The organism is Acidisphaera sp. L21, from assembly GCF_009765685.1.
Taxonomy (GTDB): Bacteria; Pseudomonadota; Alphaproteobacteria; order Acetobacterales; family Acetobacteraceae; genus LMUY01.
Genome location: NZ_LMUY01000088.1, coordinates 1 through 4,087, shown reverse-complemented (window position 1 = coordinate 4,087; position 4,087 = coordinate 1). Strand labels below are relative to the sequence as shown.

At 67.7% G+C, this 4,087-nt stretch carries 2 protein-coding genes; one reads left to right on the top strand and one right to left on the bottom strand.

Translation table 11 applies throughout. The annotated features are described in order from the left end of the window. Positions 1–3,856: hypothetical protein (locus GSQ76_RS18105; RefSeq protein WP_216851130.1), on the bottom strand; the 3,856-nt coding region annotated here is incomplete at its 3' end. 10 nt (positions 3,857–3,866) lie between these two features. On the opposite strand from GSQ76_RS18105, the gene GSQ76_RS31205 reads away from it, so the two are divergent. Next, on the top strand, positions 3,867–4,087 hold a 221-nt coding region (locus tag GSQ76_RS31205; protein WP_216851129.1), incomplete at its 3' end, for a hypothetical protein.

Here is a 4,087-nt window from a genome sequence, read left to right as displayed (position 1 = left end):
GCAGCGTCGGGTCATCCCGGTCCCGGGTCACCGAGAGATTCAACACGTCCAGGCTCAACAGGTCGGGTCGAAGGAAAGCTTGCGGCACGATGATGCTGGACTGCACGACGCAGGAAATGGACATGATGGCGCAGCCGTTCAGCAGGTAGCGCGTATCGAACGCCGGGCTGATGTGCGAGATCTCGGCCGCGGTGAACCCGGTGATGCCGGCCACGCTGCCCGTCAGATCCGCATGGCCGGCTCGGCCCAGCACCAGCAGGTCGGCCACGTTCAACACGCCCGTCGCGGTCCCGCCGAGGCCGAGCGACAGGACCAGATCGGTATTGCGGGCCGAAAGTCCATCGAGCGTCAGGTTGCCCCCGACACCGGGCAGGTCGATCCGCAACGTGGCCATACCACCCCCAAGCGGCTGAATGGTCGTCGTGCCCGTCTGAATGAAGCGGGAGGCTCCGGTGGCGTCGGGCAAGACTTGCAGGTAGCTGCCGGGCGCGGTGGGGGCGGCGGCCCGTTGTTGCGCAAGCGGCAGGCCCGTCGTGCTGATGGTGCCGCCTGCCAGAACCAACTGGCCGGTCGCCGACACCGCAAGATCGGCTGCGCTCAGCGGACCAGTGATGGTGAGCGCCGTGGCGTCGGCCAAGGTGAACGTGCCGCTCCCCACGGTGAACGCGCCCAATCTATTCACCGCCGCGCGCCCGGCCTGGCCGAGCGAGACGGATGTGCCAGTGCTCCCCGTCAACCCGCCAACCGCGAGCGTTCCCCCGCTCTGCGTGATGCCACCCGTGGTCGCGATGGTGAAGTTGTTGGCCGAGACGGCACCGTTGACGACAAGCGCTCCAGACTGCACCGTCAGCGCGTTGGCGACGACCGGGCCGCCGATTGTCAACGCACCCGTGTCGTTGAGCGTCAAAGTGCCCGCGGCGAACCGGCCGAGCGTATCGATGCGGTTGGCGCCCGTGAAATTCGCGACCCCCAGTCCCGAACGTGCGCTGCCGCTCAGCGTGCCTGCCGTAATGGTCCCGCTCTGCTGGGTGATGTCGTCAAGCGTATCGATCGAAACGCTCGTGCCGTTGACGGAAGCCGCCAAATTGATCGACCCACCAGCCGCTAGGCTCGTTGTGCCCGTGTTGAGCGGACCGATGACGGAGAGCGCACCGGCATCGTTGACGGTCAGCGCGTTTGTCGTGCTGAACGGCCCGATCGTGGCTATTGCGTTTGCCGCGGTGAACGTCGCGCTGCGCGCACTTCCGGTCAGCAAGGTCGTCGTCAGCGGATTGCCGCCCTGCGTAATGTCGCCGCCTGCTGTCAGCGACAGGGTTGGCACAGTGACGACACCACTCAGGCTCAGGTTTCCTGCGACAGTCAGCGCCGCGATGTTCGCGGCAAGCGGGCCGTTGACGATCAACCCCTGCGTATTCTGCAGTGCGAACCCGGCGGTGGTGGTGAATCCGCCCAGCGTTCCGATTGCGTTGGCACCGTTCAGCGTTGCGCTGGCGCCCGAACCGACCAGCGTGTCGACGGCGATGGCGCCCGGCCCGGTTTCGCCGATGGCGCCCGCGCTCTCCAGATCCAGCGTAGTGACGCCCGCCAGGTTGAACGCCCCGGTGATCGTCACCGGGCCACCAGTCGGCTTGCCCAGCACCAGTCTGGTGGCGGTAATCGGCGAACTGCCGGTGATACCGCCGCCGCCCACCGTCAGCCCCGCCGTCGACAAAGCGGCCAGTTGTACCGTGCCGCCCGGCGCCGCGAGCGAGCCAGCGGCCCCAAAGCTAAGCCCATCGTCGACGATGGTGATCGCAGTCCCCGTCACCGCGCCCGCGACCGTCAGCGGTGTGGCGTCCGTCAGGGCAAAGCCAGCCGTGCTGGCGAAAGCGCCAAGCGTGCTGACGTTGTTGGCGGTCTGGCCAAAGCTCGCCGAGCCAGCGCTACCGGTCAACGTCGTCACCTGCACGCTTCCACCGGGTTGCGAGATCGCGCCCGTTGCAGCGGTCGTCAATATCGGCGCGGTCAAAATGCCCGCCAAAGACAGATCGCCATTGACGGCGAAACCGATCGACGCGCTATCGGTGACTGGCCCGGTAACCGAAAGGGTGGAACCGTCGGCCAGTGCAAAGCCGCCATTGCTGCTGAAGCTCGCCAGGGTGGCGATGGCGTTGCCCCCGCTGGTCAGCGTGGTCGCACCGCCGGAACCCCCTGTGAGCGTCGCGGCCGTCATGGCGCCTCCGCTCTGGGTGATCGCCCCACTCGCGGCCAGCGACAGCAGCGTGCTTCCCGTCACCGACCCCGCGGTCTGCACGATATCCCCTGCCAGGCCACGGCCCGCCATCGCGACCAATCTCGTGGTCGGCGCGGCGATCGTGCCGGTCAGTGTCAGCGGCCCCACGCTGCTGAGCGAGATAGAGGCCGCGTCGCTCACCGTGCCCGCCACGCCCAGTGCGGTCGTGTTGACGAGTGAGAAGCCGGCCTTCGTCGTAAAATCACCCAACGTCGCGACCGCGTTGCTGCTGCTGAACGCCGCGGAGTTGGCGCTCCCTGTCAAAACCGTGGCAGCAACGCTGCCCGCTGCCCCCTCGGTAATCGCGCCCGTGGCGTTCAGCGTGACGGTGGCCCCAGTGACACTGCTGTGCAGCGTCAAGTCGCCGGCCACGTTCATCGTCACGTCCGGTGGATCGATCGCCCCCGCCACCGTCAGGCTCTGCCCGTCGGTGAGGGTGAACGAGGTCGTCGCGGTGTACGGGCCAACGTTACCGATGGCGTTGGTGGAACTGGTCAAAGAAAGGCTGCCTGCGCTGCCGGTCAGCGACGCCGTGGTGATCGAGCCAGCGGTCTGCGTCACCGCACCCGTCGCTACCAGCGACAAGGACGGCGCGGATATCGTGCCCGTCAGGGCCAGATCACCCGCGACGTTGAAGGCGGCGCTGGCGGCGGCGAGCGGGCCGGCCACTGTCAGGCCTTGTCCGTTGGTCAATGCGAACCCGGCGGTGGTGGTAAACCCAGCCAATGTGCCGATCGCGTTGGCACCAGTCAGCGCGGCACTGGCGCCCGCACCGCCAAGTGTGTTTGCGGCGATGCCACCGGCGCCCGTCTCGCTGATTGCACCCGCGCTCTCCAGATCCAGCGTCGTCGAGCCGGACAGGTTGAACGCGCCTGTAATTGTGAGTGGGCCACCGGTCGGGGTGCCCAGCACCAACGTCGCCGCGGTGACCGGCGACGTGCCGGAGATGCCGCTGCCGCCACCCACGGTCAGCCCCGCCGTGGACAGCGCGGCCAGTTGCACCGTGCCGCCCGGAGCCGCGATCGACCCGGCCGTGCCGAAGCTCAGCCCGTCGTCCAGGATCGTGATTGCGGTGCCTGTGACCGCACCCGCCACTGTCAGCGGTGCCGCATCCGACAAGCTGAAGCCGGCTTTGCTGGTGAAGGCTCCCAGTGTGGTGACCTTGTTTGCCACCTGACCGAAGCTGGCGGAGGCAGCACTGCCCGCGAGCGTGGTCACCTGCACGCTGCCGCCGGGTTGGGATATCGCGCCGGTTGCCGTGGTGGTCAGCGCGGGTGCGGTCAATGTTCCGGCCAATGACAGATTGCCTGTCACCGCCAGACCGATCGAGGCGGTGTCCGTCACCGGACCTGTCACCGACAGCGTCCCACCATCGGTCAAGGCAAAGCCGCCATTGCTGATAAAGCTTCCCAGCGTGGCGATGGCGTTACCCGTGCTGGTCAGCGTGGTCGCGCCACCCGCACTCCCGCTCAGCGTCGCTGCTGCCAGTGTACCACCGGTTTGGGTGATCGCTCCGCTCGCGGTCAGCGACAGCAGCGTGCTGCCGATCACAGAGCCGGCAGTCTGCGAGATCCCGCCGCCCACGGATGGATCCGTGCCCGCCACCAGCGTCACGTTCGGCGCCGTGATCGTGCCCGACACTGCCATACCGCCCGTGCTCTGCAGCCCGATCGACGCGGTATCTCTCACGGTGCCGGTCACCGACAGCGCTCCGGCGTTGGTCAGCGAGAAGCCCGTCGTCGTGGTGAAGTCGGCCAGCGTGGTGATCGAAGCCTGCGGCAGCGTGGCCGAGTTGGCACTGCCCGTCAGCGTCGT